This is a genomic window from Agromyces sp. NPDC056965 (genome assembly GCF_042673425.1).
Lineage (GTDB): Bacteria > Actinomycetota > Actinomycetes > Actinomycetales > Microbacteriaceae > Agromyces.
On sequence record NZ_JBHURI010000014.1, the window covers coordinates 48,607 to 64,229 of the forward strand.

Here is a 15,623-nt window from a genome sequence, read left to right on the forward strand (position 1 = left end):
GCGCCCATCCGGGCCCGTGCACCGCCCACTGGGGCGCGCCTTCGGAGACTCCTCGCGGCCAGACGGATCCAGCCATCCCTCTCGACCGCAAGGAACACCTCATGGACCTCTACGCCTTCCCGCCCATCGCGGGCCTCCTCGACGGCGCGCATGCCGTGCTCATGGCCCTCGCCGCCCTGCTCGAACCCGTCATCGGCATCGCGAGCGCCGCCGCGGCCGTCGTGCTCGTGACGCTGCTCGTGCGCGCAGCGCTGATTCCCGTCGGCTTCTCGCAGGCCAAGGCCGAGCAGACCCGCTCCCGCCTCGCCCCGAAACTCGCAGCGCTGCAGAAGCAGCACAAGAACAATCCCGAACGCCTGCAGCGCGAGACGATGAAGCTCTACGGCGACGAGGGGACGACGCCCTTCGCCGGCTGCCTGCCGATGCTCGTGCAGGCTCCGATCGTCGGCGTGATCTACGCGCTCTTCATCCTGCCGACGATCGCCGGGCATCCGAACGCCCTGCTCGAGCAGACGTTCTTCGGTGTGCCGCTCGGGTCGAGCCTCGCCGGCCAGATCGCCACCGGCACGCTGACCCCGAGCGCGCTCGCCGTCTTCGGCGTCGTGATCGCGGGCATCGCCGTCGTCGGCGAGCTCACGCGCCGCGTCTTCCAGCCGAAGCCGCCCGCCGGCGGGGCCGTCGCCACGGGCCGAGCGGATGCCTCGGCGCCGGGCGATGCCGCCGCGGCATCCGCTGCACTGCTCGCCGGGCCGGGCATGGCCCGCGCTCTCGGTGCCCTGCAGTTCATCACCGCCGTGATCGCGATCTTCGTGCCGCTCGCCGCGGCGCTCTACCTGTTCGTCACGGTCGCGTGGACGCTCGTGCAGCGCATGCTGCTGCGACGGCGGTACCCGTTGCAGGCGCCCCTGACCGCGTGACGCTGGTGCACGCGATCAGCGCGTCGCGAACGGACCCGGCAGCTCGCCCGACCCGCGCTCGATGAGCGAGGTGGCCAAGCGGATGTGCTGGTGGGGTCCGTCGTCGAGGCCCTCGATGCGGCGCAGCAGCAGCTCTGCGGCGGTGCGGCCCATCGCGGCCGGGTCCTGGGCGATGACCGTCGCGCCGGGCGTCAGCAGGTCGCCGAGCTCGAAGTCGTCGAATCCGAGGAACGCCATGTCGGCGGAGAGCCCGCGGGCGCGGAGCGTACGGAGGGCTCGCACGCTCCAGCGGTTGTTGCCGGTCATCACGGCGGTCGGCGGCTCGGCCGCGTCGAGCACGCGATCGACCTCGTCCTGCGACGACTCGGGGTGCGGATTCGTCATGATCGTCAGCGCGGGATCGACGTCGAGACCGGCAGCGGCGAAGGCGTCGAGGAACCCGTCGCGACGCTCGGCCGCGGTGAACAGGGCGGCGTCGTCGCCGAAGTAGGCGATGCGGTGATGGCCGTGGGCGATGAGGTGCGCGGCGCCCTGCATCGCGCCCCCGCGGTTGTCGACGAGCACGGTGTCGGCGGGCAGGCCGGGAGCCGGGCGGTCGACGAACACCATGGTGCACCCGGTCTCGATCTCGGAGCGGAGCAGGCCGACATCGGTGCCGCTCGCCGGCACGACGATGAGGCCGTCGACGCCGCGCGAGGTGAACGACTCGATGAGCCGGCGCGACCGCTCGGCGCTCTCGGCGGAGGAGGCCGCGAGCAGCGTGTACCCGCGGGCGAGGGCGACGTCTTCGACCGCGCGGATGAGCACCGAGTAGAACGGGTCGCCGATGTCCTCGATGACCAGGCCGATCGTCGCCGTCGTGCCCTGGCGCAACTGGCGGGCGAACTCGTTGCGGCGGAAGCCGAGCTCGTCGATCGCGGCGTTCACGACCTGCAGCGTCTCGGCGCTCACGTAGTCGACGCCGTTGACGACGCGTGACACCGTCTTGACGCTGACGCCCGCCGCCAGGGCGACGTCGTGCATCGTCGGGCGGGCGCGGTGCGCGGTGCGGGTGGTCATGGCTCACACGATAGCGGGCGAATCAGGGCATGGGATGCCGGTATGTCAGCGTTGTCTGAATTCTCACCCACTTCGCGGCACTGCGGGGCAGCGCTCGGGTCTGATTCGCTGTGATTCCGGCCATCGTGTGTCGGAGTGCGATATGTCATCGTTGACATACGCGACGCAGCCCAGTAGCGTCGCGTTCGGCATCGGTCGTCGCCGATGCAGAGCTGTGTCGCTCTCGCCGTTCACCGTCGAAAGGCCCGCATGTCCGTGCACCCCTCCCACCGTCCCTCCAGCACTGCGCGACGCAGCCGCCCGGTCGCCGCGCTCGCCGGGGTCGCGCTCGTCGCCGGCAGCCTGCTGCCGCTCGGCATCGCCTCGGCCGCGAACGCCGCCGAGGCGACCGACTTCACGACGTCGTTCGAGTCCGACGAGACGGTGAAGCCCTACGCCGACCTCGTGGAGGAGCGCGACGGCGCCGCCATCCAGCAGAACGTGGAAGGGCCGTCGGGCGGCAGCGTGCTCCCCTCGGTCACGACCGTGACCGCGAGCGGCGAGAACGCCCCCGGAGAAGCGGCCATCCGCGCCGCCGACGGCGACTCGGGCACCAAGTGGCTGGTCTTCTCGTCGACGGCATGGCTCCGCTACGACCTCTCGCAGTCGGTGCAGCTCGCGTCGTACACCATCAGCTCGGGCGACGACGCCCCCGAGCGCGACCCGAAGAACTGGATCGTGCAGGGCTCCAACGACGGCACCACGTGGACGACGATCGACACGCGCTCGAACCAGGACTGGACGGCGGCCGAGCGGGGCACGAAGAAGACCTTCGAGCTGGCCGGCGCGGCCTCCTACTCGCGCTACCGGCTCGAGATCCAGGCGAACCACTCCGGCGGCATCATCCAGCTCGCGGACTTCGACCTGCTGAAGGCGGTCGACCCCGAGGCCGGGGACGCGCCGATGACCTCGCTCGTCGGCTCGGGCCCCTCCCGCGGCTACAACATGAAGGCCAGGGTCGGGTTCACGGGAACCCACTCGCTCCGATTCGGCGGCGAGCACTCCGCCGACGGCGAGGCCTTCGCCACCAACCGACTGTTCGACGTCGACATCCCGGTCGGCGCCGACACGCGCCTCTCGTACCTGCTCTTCCCCGAGCTCACGGCGAACGACCTGCAGTACCCGTCGACGTATTCGGCCGTCGACCTCCGATTCACCGACGGCAGCTTCCTCTCCGACCTGGCACCGCGCGACGTCTACGACATCTCCGCGACGGCCGAGGGCCAGGGCGCCGGCAAGATCCTCTACCCGAACCAGTGGAACCACGTCGAGATCGACCTCGGCCCCGTGGCCGCCGGCAAGACGATCGAGGGCATCCTCGTCTCCTACGACAACCCCGGCGGCGCCGACGCGACGGCGTTCCAGGGCTGGCTCGACGACGTCTCCGTGGTCGCCCAGCCCGCGCGGATCGACGACTCCAGCCTCACGAACTTCGTCGACACGCGACGCGGCACGAACTCGTCGAGCGCATTCTCGCGCGGCTCGAACGAGGCCATCACCTCCGTGCCGAACGGCTTCAACTTCCTCGTCCCGGTGACGAACGCCCTCGCGACCTCTCGCGAGTACTCCTACCAGCAGGACAACGACGCGCAGAACCGCACGCGCTTCGAAGGCCTCGGCATCTCGCACCAGCCGAGCCCATGGATGGGTGACCGCAACCAGTTCTCGGCCATGCCGGTCGCGGGGTCCGGCGCTCCGAGCGGCAATCCGCACACGCGTGCCCTGACCTTCAGCCACGACAACGAGACCGCGCAGCCCGACTACTACGGCGTGACGACCGACAGCGGGGTGCGGGCCGAGATGACCCCGACGAACCGCGGCATGGTCATGCGCTTCACCTTCCGCGACTCGGATGCCGCGGGCAGCGTGGTGCTCGATTCGCCCACGGGCGACGGCGACTTCACGATCGACGCCGCGACGGGCCGGGTCTCCGGCTGGATCGACAAGGGGTCGGGCTTCCTCGCCGGCCAGAGCCGGATGTTCGTGTCGGGTCGCTTCGATGAGACCCCCGCCGCGACGGGCACCGCCGCGGGCGGACGCTCGCTCACCGAGTACGCGCGCTTCGCCCTCGGCGACGACAAGACCGTCACCCTGCGTCTCGCGACGTCGCTCATCAGCCTCGACCAGGCCGGGAAGAACTTCGACCAGGAGGTCGGAGACCGATCGTTCGACGCCGTCCGCGCCGAGGCGCGAGACCTCTGGAACGACCGTCTCGACGTCATCGAGGTCGAGGGCGCGTCGGAGACCGAACTCCGATCCCTCTACAGCAACCTCTACCGCCTGAACGTGTACCCGAACGCCCAGTTCGAGAACACGGGCACGCTCGAGTCGCCCGTCTACAAGTACGCGAGCCCCGTCTCCGCCGAGACCGGAACCGACACCCCGACGACGACGGCCGCGAAGATCGTCGCGGGCAAGATGTACGTCAACAACGGCTTCTGGGACACCTACCGCACGACGTGGCCCGCCTACTCGCTCCTCTACCCCGACGTGGCCGCCGAGCTCATCGACGGATTCACGGAGCAGTACCGCGAGGGCGGCTGGATCGCACGCTGGTCCTCGCCCGGGTACGCCAACATCATGACCGGCACGAGTTCGGATGTCTCGTTCGCCGATGCGTTCCTCCGAGACGTCGACCTCACCGACGCGCTCGCGACCTACGACGCCGCGGTGAAGAACGCGTCGACCCCGTCGAGCAACGACAACGTCGGGCGCAAGAGCCTGCGGACGTCGACCTTCCTCGGCTACACGCCGGCCACGCAGGGCGAGAGCGTCTCCTGGGCCACCGAGGGATACATCAACGACTACGGCATCGGCAACATGGCCGCCGCGCTCGCCGAGGCGCCGGAGACCCCCGAGGCCCGCCGCGCCACCCTCCGTGAAGAGGCCGAGTACTACCTCGACCGGGCCACGAACTACGTCAACATGTTCGACCCCGCGATCGGCTTCTTCCAGGCCCGCAACACCGACGGCTCGTTCGCGACGCCGGCCGACCAGTACAACCCGAAGGCGTGGTGGGGCCCCTACACGGAGACGAACGGCTGGAACTTCGCGTTCCACGCGCCGCAGGACCCGAACGGCCTCGCGAACCTCTACGGCGGCACCGACGGCCTCGAGCAGAAGCTCGACGAGTTCTTCGCGACGCCCGAGACCTCGCTCGGCTCGATCCACGAGGAGGCCGAGGCGCGCGACGGGCGCTACGGCCAGTGGGGCGTCAGCAACCAGGTGAGCCACCACATCCCGTTCATGTACAACGCGGCGGGCGCCCCGGCGAAGGCGCAGCAGATCGTGCGCGAGGCACTGCAGCGTTCGTACGCGGGCTCCTCGATCGGTCAGGGATACGCGGGCGATGAGGACAACGGCGAGATGAGCGCCTGGTACATCCTGAACTCGCTCGGGCTCTACCCGCTCCAGGTCGGGTCGACCGATCTCGTGATCGGCTCGCCCCTCTTCGACAAGGCGACCGTGCACCTCGACGGCGGCGCCGACCTCGTGATCAACGCGCAGAACAACAGTTCCGAGAACGTCTACGTGCAGTCGCTGACGATCGACGGCGAGCCCTGGACGAGCACCTCGATCGACTCGAACGTGCTCACCGACGGCGCGACCCTCGACTTCGTGATGGGGGCGGAGCCCTCCGCCTGGGGGACGGACGCGGACGACGCACCGCCGTCGCTCACGACCGGCACCGGAATCGCGCAGCCGCTCGTCGACACGACCGACCCGGTGATCGCGGCCGCTTCGAGCTCGGGCGGAGAGAACGTCGCCGCGCTCGTCGACAACACCTCGTCCTCCGTCGTCACCTTCGCCACGCCGACACCGCAGCTGACCTTCTCGTACGCGGGTGCCACGCAGCGGCCGACGTTCTACACGCTCACCACGGGCGCCGCGGCGGGCGACCCGTCGGCGTGGACGCTCGAGGGCAGCGACGACGGAGTGACCTGGGCCACCGTCGACACCCGAACAGATGTCGTGTTCGCGGGCCGAGGCCAGACGACGCCCTTCAAGGTGGCGAACCCCGGCTCGTACCGGCAGTTCCGGCTCTCGGTCACGGCGGGCGCTCCGACGATCTCGCTGAGCGAGCTCGAGCTGCTCACCGACGGCACGGGCGCCGAGGCATCCGACCTCACGTTCAGCCCGGCCGCAGGCCTGGCCGCCGACTCGGGCGTCGAGCGCGACTTCGCGCTCGGCATCCTGTCGGGCGGATCGGCGGAAGCGTACGCGGCGACGATCGACTGGGGCGATGGCAGCGAGCCCGGCCCCGCCGCGATCGGCGCACCGAAGGTCGGGAACTTCCCGGTCTCGGCGACGCACGCCTTCGCGAAGCCCGGTGTCTACCGCGGTGCGGTGACCGTCACCGACGGCGACGCGATCTCGACGGCGCCCGTGGTCTTCACGGTCGCCTACATCGAGCCGCTGAGCCTCCGGGCCGCCTTCGACAGCACCTGCATCGCCGACGACGGCGTCGGCGGCGACTGCGATGCCAAGGGCATCTCGTTCCCCCGCGCCGGCCTGAAGGCCGGCGGGCTCGAGGCCGGCGTCGAGCACGGCGTGCCCGGCACCGAGCTGCGCTTCACGCTGCCGGTGATCCCGGCGGGCCAGCCCGACAACGCCACCGGCCGCGGCCAGACGATCGCGCTCGACCTCGGCGACGACGCCACGCAGCTCTCGTTCATCGGCGCCGCGACCGAGCGGAACCAGGACACGAGCGTCACCGTGAACTTCACCGACGGCAGCACCGCGACCACGCCGCTGCAGTTCTCGGACTGGACGAAGGGCGGCAACGCGAACGCCACTCCGCTGTACGGCAACATCGAGGTCGTGAAGTCGAGCTACCGGCTCGTGGGCGCGTCGCCGAGCAACACGGCGTCGTTCTTCTTCTCGACCGTGCCGTACACGATCCCCGAGGGCAAGTCGATCGAGAGCATCACGATGCCCGTGCAGCCCGGTGAACCCGGCGTCGAGGGCCGCGTGCACGTGTTCGCGATCGCGAGCGACGGCGCCACCCCGCCGAGCCTCGACTTCGAGGCGACGGTCGGAGCGGACGTGACGGGCATCGCGGGCGAGGAGCTCGCGGTCGACCTCGCCTCGATCGTCCCGGCCGATGCCGCCGCTGCCGCCCCGATCGTGCGAGTGCAGTGGGGTGACGCCTCGACGACCGAGGACGCGGCCCTCGCCGACGGCGACGGCGACGAGGTGCTGGCATCCGGCAGCCACGTCTACGAGACGGCGGGCACGTACACCGTGTCGGTCACGGTCGCGACCGGTGCACGCACCGAGCACCTCGAGCTCACGGCGACCGTCGACGAGCCCGAGCCCGTCTACGAGACGCGCCTGTCGGCGACGCCCGAAGGCGGCGTCCTCGCGGGCGAGGACGTCGCGGTGGAGGGTGACGGGTTCGCCCCCGGCGAGTCCGTGACGATCGTGCTGCAGACGCCGACGGTCGTCGAGCGCACCGTCGACGCCGATGGCGACGGACGGGTCTCGGAGACGCTCGCCGTGCCGGAGGGCACCGAACCGGGCCTGTACGCGATCGTCGCGACGGGAGCGGAGTCGGCGATGCCGGCGACCGACACGGTGCAGGTGCTGCCGCCGGTCATCGAACCGGTCTACACCCCGGTGCTCCACTCGAACGCGACGACCGGCCGGCCCGGCGACGTGGTCACCCTCACGGGCGAGGGCTTCGCACCGGGCGAGACGGTGACGGTCGAGCTCCACTCCGACCCGATCGCGCTCGGCACCGTCGAGGTCGATCGACTCGGCGCGCTCCAGTTCGAGTTCACCGTCCCCGACGGCCTGCCGGTCGGCGAGCACCGCATCGTGGTCACCGGTGAGACCTCGGCCGTGCCGGCGGAGTTCGCCTTCGAGGTGCTGCCGCCCTCGGTTCCCGGTGACGGCAGTTCGGGCGTGGGCGGACCGACCGATCCCTCGGTCATCGCGAGCCTCTCGAACACCGGCGTCAACGGCGGCGCGATGGCGGTCGCGGCCCTCGTCGCGGTGCTCTCCGCCGCGGCGGGCGTGCTGCTCGTGCTGCGTCGACGTCGCCGCTCGCAGGCGTAGCGGCGGTCATGCGGGGTCGTGATCTCGACGAGATCACGACCCTGCAGGCCGTGCCGAGGGCGGTATCGCATCGGCGCCACGCGGGGCAAGGGGCTTGCACCGGCCGATTCGCGGTGGTTTCGTTGACCTATCGAACGAAGGAGCACACCATGAGTTTCCTCGCGTTTCTGATCCTCGGCCTCATCGCCGGGGCGATCGCCAAGCTGATCCTGCCGGGCAACCAGGGCGGCGGATGGTTCGTCACGCTGTTGCTCGGTGTCGTCGGTGCCCTCCTCGGAGGGTGGATCGGCAGTGCCATCTTCGGCATCGGCATGGACCAGTTCTGGGACCTCGGCACGTGGCTCCTCGCCATCGCCGGATCGATCATCGTGCTGCTCATCTGGGGGCTCATCACCCGGGGGCGCAGCAAGAGCACGGCCGCATAGCTCGTCGAGCACGATCGACCGCCGCGTGCCGGCCGGGTGCGACGCCGTCGCCCTCGGCCGACACGCGGCTCGGTCGTGCGTCAGCCGCGAGGATCGGAGTCCGCGAGTTCGGCGAAGCGCCGGAGCATCCGCTGCGGTTCGGTGACGGATGCCGCGGCCAGCCGCTCGCCGACCTCGCGCAGTTCGCTCGCGGGGAAGTAGCCGTGGTGGCGGTACACCTGGGCGCGAGCGATGAAGTCGCTCGTCGACACCTCGGGGTGGAACTGGGTCGCGTAGACGCGGGTGCCCACGCGGTAGATCTGCACGGGGCACCCTGCGGACGACGCGAGCAGCACGGCATCGACCGGCAGCCGGTCGGTGGCCTCCTTGTGCCCGACGAGCGCGTCGAACCGTTCGGGCAGCGCCCCGACGAGGGGGTCGGTCGAGCCGTCTGCGGTGAGCCGGATCTCGACCGCCTGGGCGTCCTCGCCGTAGGTCGTGCCGACCTCGCCGCCGAGCAGCCGGGTGAGCACGCCGATGCCGTAGCAGGTGAAGAGGAGCGGGGAGTCGGCGGCGACCGCCTGTTCGGCGAGGCGCGTGAGGTCGGCCTCGACCCGGCGCTGCACCTCGTGCTTGCCCGACTCGGGAGTGGTCACGTTGAACGGGCTGCCGCCGACGACGATGCCGGCGTACGCGTCGAGCGAGACGTCGCCGAGCGGGTCGACATCGAGCCGCACGTGCTCGAGCCGGCCGGCGTCGACGCCCATGGCGCGTCGCACGGACTCGTACTCGGGCCCGACGGCCTCGACCTCGGGGCGTGCAGAGAGGAAGAGGAAGGGCTTGCCGCTCATCGACCTCTCCTGCGGCTGCGCTGCTTCGCTCCCGCTCCCGTGCGCGGGGCGGGGCGCCCGCCCTTCGCGCCGCCCTTCTTGCCCTTGCCCTTGCCGTCGCCCGATTTCGCCGCCGCGGCCCGTCGCTCGGCAGCGGCGAGCTTCGCCGCCTTCGCGGGTTTCATCGGGGGCGGGTCGTCGGCCGAACCGCGCGAGCTCTTGGCGCCGCGGCCGCGCACGACGGCGACGAACTGCTGGATGTCGGCGTCGTCGCGTTCGCGCGGCCAGAGGAGCGAGATCTGGGTCGGAGCGGCATCCGTCACCGGGATCGCGACGACGTCCTTGCGTCGGTGCAGGCGGGCGACCGAGTGCGGCAGGATCGCGTGCCCGGTGCCGACGGCGACGAGTTCGATCGTCATGGCCGGGTCGGCCTGCACCGGGGCGAGCGTCTCGCCCTCGAGGTCGGCGAGCGTCAGCGACTCGGCCTCGGCGAGCGGATGCTCCTTCGGCAGCACGACGACGGCGAGCTCCTCCCAGAGCGCGACGGCGTGCATGCCCTCTGCGTCGACGGGCAGGCGCACGAAGGCGATGTCGGCGTCGCCCGCGACGAGGGCGTCGGTCTGCTCGGACTCGTCGACGACGATCGCCTCGAGGGGCAGGTCGGGGCGCAGATCGTTCCACACCCGAAGCCATTTCGACGGGCTCACCCCGGCGACGTAGCGGAGTCGCAGTGTCACCTCGGCCCCCGTTCCCCTGCAGCCGTGTTCAGCCTGCTCCCAGCGTAGACGATGGTCGATGGGGCTCCCGGTGGGAGGACGGGCCGAGACGGGATACGGTGAGGGAGTGAGCCAGTCGAAGAACTCCCAGACCATGAAGGCGGAGACCGCAGCCAAGAAGCTCGGCATCCTCCTCGAGGCCGCGCCCGAGGAGTTCCGCGAGGCGCCCATCACCCGCGACGAGCTCGCGAAGCTCATGGCGGAGCCGCCCGAGTGGCTCGAGGTGCTGCGCCGCGAGGGCCCGCACCCGCGCACCGTCGTGGCGGCGAAGCTCGGCGTCTCGAACTCCGGTCTCGCCCGTGGCGGCGTGACCGAGCCGCTCACCTCGGCCGAGATCAAGGCGCTGCTCGAGGCGCCCCCGGCCTGGCTCGTCACCGAGCGCGCGACGCAGGCGGCCGTGCGCGCCGAGAAGATCCGCGTCTCCGAGCGCGACAAGGAGCGCGCCGCTCGTCGCAGCGGCGGCTCGGGAGTCTGATCCGGCCCGCTCCGCGTCAGGCGTAGCGCGCGGCGAGGAACGCCGCGGCGTCGGCGAGCTCGAGCTCGGACACCGAGTGGCCGAGTCCCTCGTAGATGCGTTCGTCGAGCGATGAGTGCGCGGGCAGCCAGGCCTGCGTGCGGGCCACGGATGCCTCGGGGATCACCTGGTCGACCGTGCCGCGGCCCCAGAAGACGGGCGGCAGCAGCTGCGACATCCGCTCGTCGCCCGCGCGGTCGCCCGGCAGCGCGAACCCGGCGAGGCTCACGGCGAACGTGAACCGCTCGGGGGCTCGCCGCAGGAGCTCGAGCGCCATCGCGCCGCCTTGCGAGAAGCCGAGGAGGCCCACCGAGTCGGCATCGGGCGCGACCCGGTCCAGCCACTCGATGATCGCGGTGACCGCGGCATCCGCTCCCTCGATCGAGAACTCGACGCCCTCGTTCATGAGCGGGAACCAGGCGTGCCCGTATCCGGTGAAGGTCGGTGCGCGCAGCGACGCGACCGCCGGCGAGAGCGGCAGATAGGGCGCGAGGCCGAACAGATCGCCCTCGTTCGAGTTGTAGCCGTGCAGGAGCAGGAGGAGCGGACGGCCCGCCCGATCGGCCGCGGAGGCCGACCACAGCACCGCCTCGTCATCGATCTGCACGCTCGTCATGGGGTCAACGCTAGCGGTGTGGGGCAGAATCGAGGCATGAGCGTACGCACCCCCGACCCGGACTGGAACCCCGACGACGAACCCGTCGTCAGGCCGCCGGCGAATCCGGGGTGGCTGACCGACCTCGAGCTCGCCGAAGTACGGGGCCGGCTGCCGCTGCTCTACGTCGAGGCGGTCCCGGTGCGCGTCGACGGGCTCGGGCAGGTGACCGAGGTGGGCGTGCTGCTGCGGGCGAACGCCGTGGGCGAGATGACCCGCACGCTCGTGTCGGGCCGCGTCATGTACGGCGAGACGATCCGCGACGCCTTGTTCCGCCACCTCGAGAAGGACCTCGGACCTATGGCGTTCCCGCTGCTGCCCGCGAGCTCGGTGCCGTTCAGCGTCGCCGAATATTTCCCGATGCCCGGCATCACGCCGTTCAGCGACGAACGGCAGCACGCCGTGTCGCTCGCCTTCGTCGTGCCGGTCACCGGAACGTGCGAGCCGCGGCAGGACGCGCTCGAGGTGACCTGGATGACCCCGGCCGAGGCGGTCAGTCCCAGCGTCGCCGCCGAGATGGAGGGCGGGCGGGGCACGCTCGTCAAGCAGGCGCTCGCCTCGGTCGGCGCCCTGCGCTGAGGCGCCGCCGGGAGCGGAGCTGCTCCCGGTCGAGACGCGCTCGGCTGCGCCCGGGCCTCAGCGGACCAGACGCACCTCGTGGATCTCCTCGCCGAGGAACGGCACGTCCTGTGCTGCGCCGTCGGGCGTGAAGCCGTTGCGGGCGTAGAACCGGTGGGCACGCGGGTTGTCTTCAGCGACCCAGAGGTAGCCGGGTCGGTCGCCGCAGGCGGCATCGAAGAGCTTCTGGCCGATGCCGGTGCCGTGGTAGGCGTCGAGCAGGTAGATGAAGTAGAGCTCGCGCTCACGCGGCGGATTCTCGTCACGAGCGGGGCCGGAGCCGACGAAGCCGACGATCTCGCCGTCGACGAGGGCGGCGAACTGGTTGTACTCCTCGCCGCGAGCGGCCATGTGGGTCCAGAGCTCGGCCATGCGGCGGGGCGAGAGGTGCTCGAACGCCGCGGCGCTGATCAGGTGGTCGTAGGTCTCGTGCCAGCAGGTCGCGTGAACGCGGCCCAGGGCCTCCACATCGGAGTCCCGGATGGGGCGGACGACGACTTCGGCAACGACTTCGGTGCTCATGCCCTGAGGATAAGCCAGCACGCGCATCGCGCGAAATCGAGCGACGGATGCCCCGGTGATACCGTGGCAGCATGACTCCGCAGGAGCTCGAGAACTTCGTTCATCTGCGCCGCGCTCGCGACCTGATCGATCGTGAGTACGCCAGGCCGCTCGACGTGCCGACCATGGCCGCGCGGGCGCTCATGTCGCCGGCGCACTTCTCACGCCGGTTCCGCGCCGCCTACGGCGAGACGCCGTACAGCTACCTGATGACGCGCCGCATCGAACGCGCGATGGCGCTGCTGCGAGCGGGCGCCAGCGTCACCGACGCGTGCATGGCCGTCGGTTGTACCTCGCTCGGTTCATTCAGCTCCCGGTTCACGGAGATCGTCGGGGAGACGCCGACGTCGTACCGCAGCCGCGAGCACGAGGCCGTCAATGCCATGCCCGCGTGCGTCGCGAAGACGTACACCCGCCCGGTGCGCAACGCTTCGAGCAGGAACGGAGAAGCGAGCGGTGACGCCGCGGCGTAGCGTCGCTGACATGACCATCGCACTCCAGTACACCAACGTCACCGTCAACGATGTCGACGAAGCACTCGGCTTCTACCGCGACGCGCTCGGCCTCGAGGTGCAGAACGACGTGGGATCCGGCAGCCAACGCTGGGTCACGCTCGGCAGCGCCGCACAGCCGGGCCTCGGCATCGTGCTCTCCGACCCGCACGCCGGCCGCTCGCAGGCCGACGGCGACGCGATGCAGGAACTCCTGGCGAAGGGCGTGCTGCCGATGCTCGTGTTCCGCTCCGACGACGTCGACGCGCTCTTCGAGACCGTGAGCGCTTCGGGCGCCGAGGTGCTCCAGGAGCCGATCGACCAGGCGTGGGGGCCGCGCGACTGCGCCTTCCGCGACCCTTCGGGCAACACGGTGCGCATCTCGCAGGTCGCAGCTTCCTGACGGGGCCCCGAGGGCGGGTCGGCGGAACCCGGCGGCGCCATCCGGACATTCCCCTGAGTGAGACGGTCCTGCTTGACCGGCCGCAGAGGGGGAGCACCGAATGGGAGACGGCCATGCATCGCGAGACCCGGGTCTCCGCGTGCGCGACGTGAGGTGCGCGGTGGCCCGACGAAGCCCGGTTAGGCTGGCCCGACCATGGTTGACGACGCCCGATCCGACGCGGTGCTGTGGCTCGAGGCCACCTCGGGCACCGCAGCGTCGTTCGGCGTCGTCTACGACCGCTATCGCGCACGCATCTTCCGCAAGGCCTATTCGCGCGTGCGCGATCGCACCGATGCCGAGGACATCGTCGCCGTGGTCTTCCTCGAGGCCTGGCGTCGCCGTGGCGACGTGCGTTTCGTCGACGGCTCGCTCCTGCCCTGGCTTCTCGTCGTGACCACGAACGTCTCGCTCAACAGCGAGCGCTCGGGGCGGCGCTATCGGCGCCTGCTCGCGAAGCTGCCGGCCGCCGAGCATGCGGTCGACCCGAGCACCGAGGTCGGCGACCGTCTCGACAGCGAGCGGATGTCGCAGCAGATCACCGCCGCACTGCAACGACTCGGCGCGAGCGACCGTCGCATCGTCGATCTCTGCCTCGTCGACCAACTGCCGATGGCCGCCGTGGCGAGCGTGCTCGACCTGCCGGTCGGCACCGTGAAGTCCCGGCTCTCGAGGGCGCGTGCGAAACTCCAGGCCGAGCTCGGTTCGCTCCGTGAGCCCGGCGAGTCCCGGGCACCGGCGACGCCGACGGCCGCGAGCACCGGACTCGACACGGAGGTGACGCGATGACCCCGCCCGAGATGCACCCCGAGCGGGATGCCGCGATCCGCGCGATGCTCGTCGAGCACGCACGCACCGAGCCGGTCGTGCAGGCGAAGCGCCGCCGGCACCGGGTGCTCGGGTGGAGCGGCCTCGGCGTGCTCGCGCTCGGCGTCGCGGCGACCGCGGGTGCGGTGCTGCTGCAGCCGACGGCCGTGTCGAACACGGAGACGGTGCTCTGCATGACGGAGGCCGAGCGGGGTGCCGACGGAGGCTACCCCGGCTCGTCGGCGACGATCGCCTCGCCGAGCGGCGCGGGTCGCGTCGCCGACGCGGTCGGACTCTGCACGCTCATGTGGGAGCAGGGCGTGCTCGACGAGTCGTTCGACCCGACGTCGGCGAGCAACCCGCCGGGCCGTGTGCCCGACGAGCTGCAGGCCTGCGTCATGGCCGACGGGAGCGCGGCCGTGGTGCCGTCGTCGAACGCGTCGATCTGCGCAGCGCTCGGACTCGCCCCCCTCGCCGACTAGCCGAGCGTCGCCGACTCGCCGAGCGTCGCCGACTCGCCCGTTGGCCGAGCGTCGCCGACTAGCCGAAGGTGCCGGTCGGGCGGAACACGATCGACTTCACCTGGTCGTTGAGGCCGCCGATGCCGCCGCACCACGGCGTGCAGTTCAAGCGCGACCCGCCGTACCCGGTCGTGCCGTAGAGGGTCACCCAGCACCCGTGCGAGCCGCCGGCCGAACTGACGTTGTTGCTCCAGCCCGAGGGCATGCTCGAGAAGCCGAACACGACGCCGTAGCATCCGCTCGACCCCCAGAACGTGAGGCTGGAGCCGCCGCCGTTGCTGTCGGAGTAGACGGTGCCGAGCGACGTCGAGGCTGCGGCGACCGCGCGCCCTGACGCATCGGCGGTGCCGATCGCGTCGAGGTACCGCTCGACCCCCTCGGGCTCGCTGAAGCACACGGGGGTGGGCGGCGCGGTTCGCTTGCCGACGGCCTGCACCTCGACGGCGCAGTGCTCGGCGGCGGCGGCCTTCGAGCCGGTGTCGAGCGTCTCGGCCGCGGCAGCGGGCGAGGCCGCTCCCAGACCGGCGAACAATACGGCCGCGAGCGCGGCGCTGATGACGGTGATGCGAGGCATCGGGTCTCCTCTTCATGGCGCCCGGGCGGCGGCCTGCACGGATATGTCCGCCACCGGCCGTCGAGTTCCCTCGAATCCGATGGAACCGGCTCCTGCGAGGCGGACATACCCGTATGAGCGAAGGGGGCTGAGGATGCAACGGATGACGATGCTGACGACCACGATGATCGCCGGAGCCATGGCGGCGGCGATCCTCATCGCGCTCACGGTCGGCGGCGACATCGGGAGGGCGATGTTGTCGAGCATCTGAGGTTCGCGCCGCCATGTCGCCGGTGCCGGCCCGTCGGGGGACTCTGGCCGGCATCGCCGGGATGGCGGCGCGAACGCGAACGGCCCCGACGAGCGAGAGCTCGTC

At 71.1% G+C, this 15,623-nt stretch carries 15 protein-coding genes; 9 read left to right on the forward strand and 6 right to left on the reverse strand.

Annotated features, from left to right (window positions below):
* The first annotated feature begins 101 nt into the window (after positions 1-101).
* The gene (locus tag ACFTQE_RS05510) at positions 102-917 is read left to right on the forward strand and encodes a YidC/Oxa1 family membrane protein insertase (RefSeq protein WP_376924115.1); all 816 of its coding nucleotides are present in this window, start codon (positions 102-104) and stop codon (positions 915-917) included.
* A gap of 15 nt (positions 918-932) precedes the next feature.
* Here ACFTQE_RS05510 and ACFTQE_RS05515 read toward each other — a convergent pair whose 3' ends face one another.
* A complete protein-coding gene (locus ACFTQE_RS05515) occupies positions 933-1,976 on the reverse strand; it encodes a LacI family DNA-binding transcriptional regulator (protein WP_376924116.1) in 1,044 nt (347 codons plus the stop codon).
* 249 nt (positions 1,977-2,225) lie between these two features.
* Here ACFTQE_RS05515 and ACFTQE_RS05520 point away from each other — a divergent pair, with 249 nt between their 5' ends.
* Both ACFTQE_RS05520 and ACFTQE_RS05525 read left to right on the forward strand, forming a co-directional pair.
* Entirely contained in the window at positions 2,226-8,075 is a 5,850-nt protein-coding gene (locus tag ACFTQE_RS05520; RefSeq protein WP_376924117.1) for a GH92 family glycosyl hydrolase, read from the forward strand.
* A gap of 149 nt (positions 8,076-8,224) precedes the next feature.
* Entirely contained in the window at positions 8,225-8,500 is a 276-nt protein-coding gene (locus ACFTQE_RS05525) for a GlsB/YeaQ/YmgE family stress response membrane protein (protein WP_056011036.1), read from the forward strand.
* 80 nt (positions 8,501-8,580) lie between these two features.
* Here the strand turns inward: ACFTQE_RS05525 and ACFTQE_RS05530 are convergent, their stop codons facing one another.
* A complete protein-coding gene (locus ACFTQE_RS05530) occupies positions 8,581-9,330 on the reverse strand; it encodes a glutamine amidotransferase (protein WP_376924118.1) in 750 nt (249 codons plus the stop codon).
* Complete coding sequence (locus ACFTQE_RS05535) at positions 9,327-10,046, reverse strand: LysR family substrate-binding domain-containing protein (protein ID WP_376924119.1); 720 nt, start codon at positions 10,044-10,046, stop codon at positions 9,327-9,329. Before ACFTQE_RS05535 ends, ACFTQE_RS05530 begins: the two co-directional genes overlap by 4 nt.
* A gap of 133 nt (positions 10,047-10,179) precedes the next feature.
* On the opposite strand from ACFTQE_RS05535, the gene ACFTQE_RS05540 reads away from it, so the two are divergent.
* The gene (locus tag ACFTQE_RS05540; protein WP_376924128.1) at positions 10,180-10,560 is read left to right on the forward strand and encodes a DUF5997 family protein; all 381 of its coding nucleotides are present in this window, start codon (positions 10,180-10,182) and stop codon (positions 10,558-10,560) included.
* Between the two features lie 16 nt (positions 10,561-10,576).
* Here the strand turns inward: ACFTQE_RS05540 and ACFTQE_RS05545 are convergent, their stop codons facing one another.
* On the reverse strand, positions 10,577-11,215 hold the full coding sequence (locus ACFTQE_RS05545) for an alpha/beta hydrolase (RefSeq protein ID WP_376924120.1): 639 nt from the start codon (positions 11,213-11,215) through the stop codon (positions 10,577-10,579).
* A 36-nt stretch (positions 11,216-11,251) separates the two neighbouring features.
* Here ACFTQE_RS05545 and ACFTQE_RS05550 point away from each other — a divergent pair, with 36 nt between their 5' ends.
* A complete protein-coding gene (locus tag ACFTQE_RS05550; RefSeq protein WP_056653116.1) occupies positions 11,252-11,833 on the forward strand; it encodes an NUDIX hydrolase family protein in 582 nt (193 codons plus the stop codon).
* A gap of 57 nt (positions 11,834-11,890) precedes the next feature.
* Here the strand turns inward: ACFTQE_RS05550 and ACFTQE_RS05555 are convergent, their stop codons facing one another.
* Entirely contained in the window at positions 11,891-12,394 is a 504-nt protein-coding gene (locus ACFTQE_RS05555; protein WP_074260047.1) for a GNAT family N-acetyltransferase, read from the reverse strand.
* A 71-nt stretch (positions 12,395-12,465) separates the two neighbouring features.
* Between ACFTQE_RS05555 and ACFTQE_RS05560 the strand changes: the two genes are divergently transcribed.
* The 4 genes from ACFTQE_RS05560 (at position 12,466) to ACFTQE_RS05575 (ending at position 14,655) form a co-directional block, all read left to right on the forward strand.
* Complete coding sequence (locus ACFTQE_RS05560) at positions 12,466-12,906, forward strand: helix-turn-helix transcriptional regulator (protein WP_376924121.1); 441 nt, start codon at positions 12,466-12,468, stop codon at positions 12,904-12,906.
* A 10-nt stretch (positions 12,907-12,916) separates the two neighbouring features.
* Positions 12,917-13,327 (forward strand): VOC family protein, encoded by a 411-nt coding sequence (locus tag ACFTQE_RS05565; protein WP_376924122.1) that lies wholly within the window; start codon positions 12,917-12,919, stop codon positions 13,325-13,327.
* A 195-nt stretch (positions 13,328-13,522) separates the two neighbouring features.
* Entirely contained in the window at positions 13,523-14,155 is a 633-nt protein-coding gene (locus ACFTQE_RS05570; protein WP_376924123.1) for an RNA polymerase sigma factor, read from the forward strand.
* Positions 14,152-14,655 carry a hypothetical protein gene (locus tag ACFTQE_RS05575; protein WP_376924124.1) on the forward strand — a complete coding sequence of 168 codons (504 nt, stop codon included), beginning with the start codon at positions 14,152-14,154 and terminating at the stop codon, positions 14,653-14,655. The genes ACFTQE_RS05570 and ACFTQE_RS05575 overlap by 4 nt, the downstream gene beginning before the upstream one ends.
* Before the next feature lie 58 nt (positions 14,656-14,713).
* Here the strand turns inward: ACFTQE_RS05575 and ACFTQE_RS05580 are convergent, their stop codons facing one another.
* A complete protein-coding gene (locus ACFTQE_RS05580) occupies positions 14,714-15,268 on the reverse strand; it encodes a hypothetical protein (protein WP_376924125.1) in 555 nt (184 codons plus the stop codon).
* Positions 15,269-15,623: the final 355 nt, after the last annotated feature.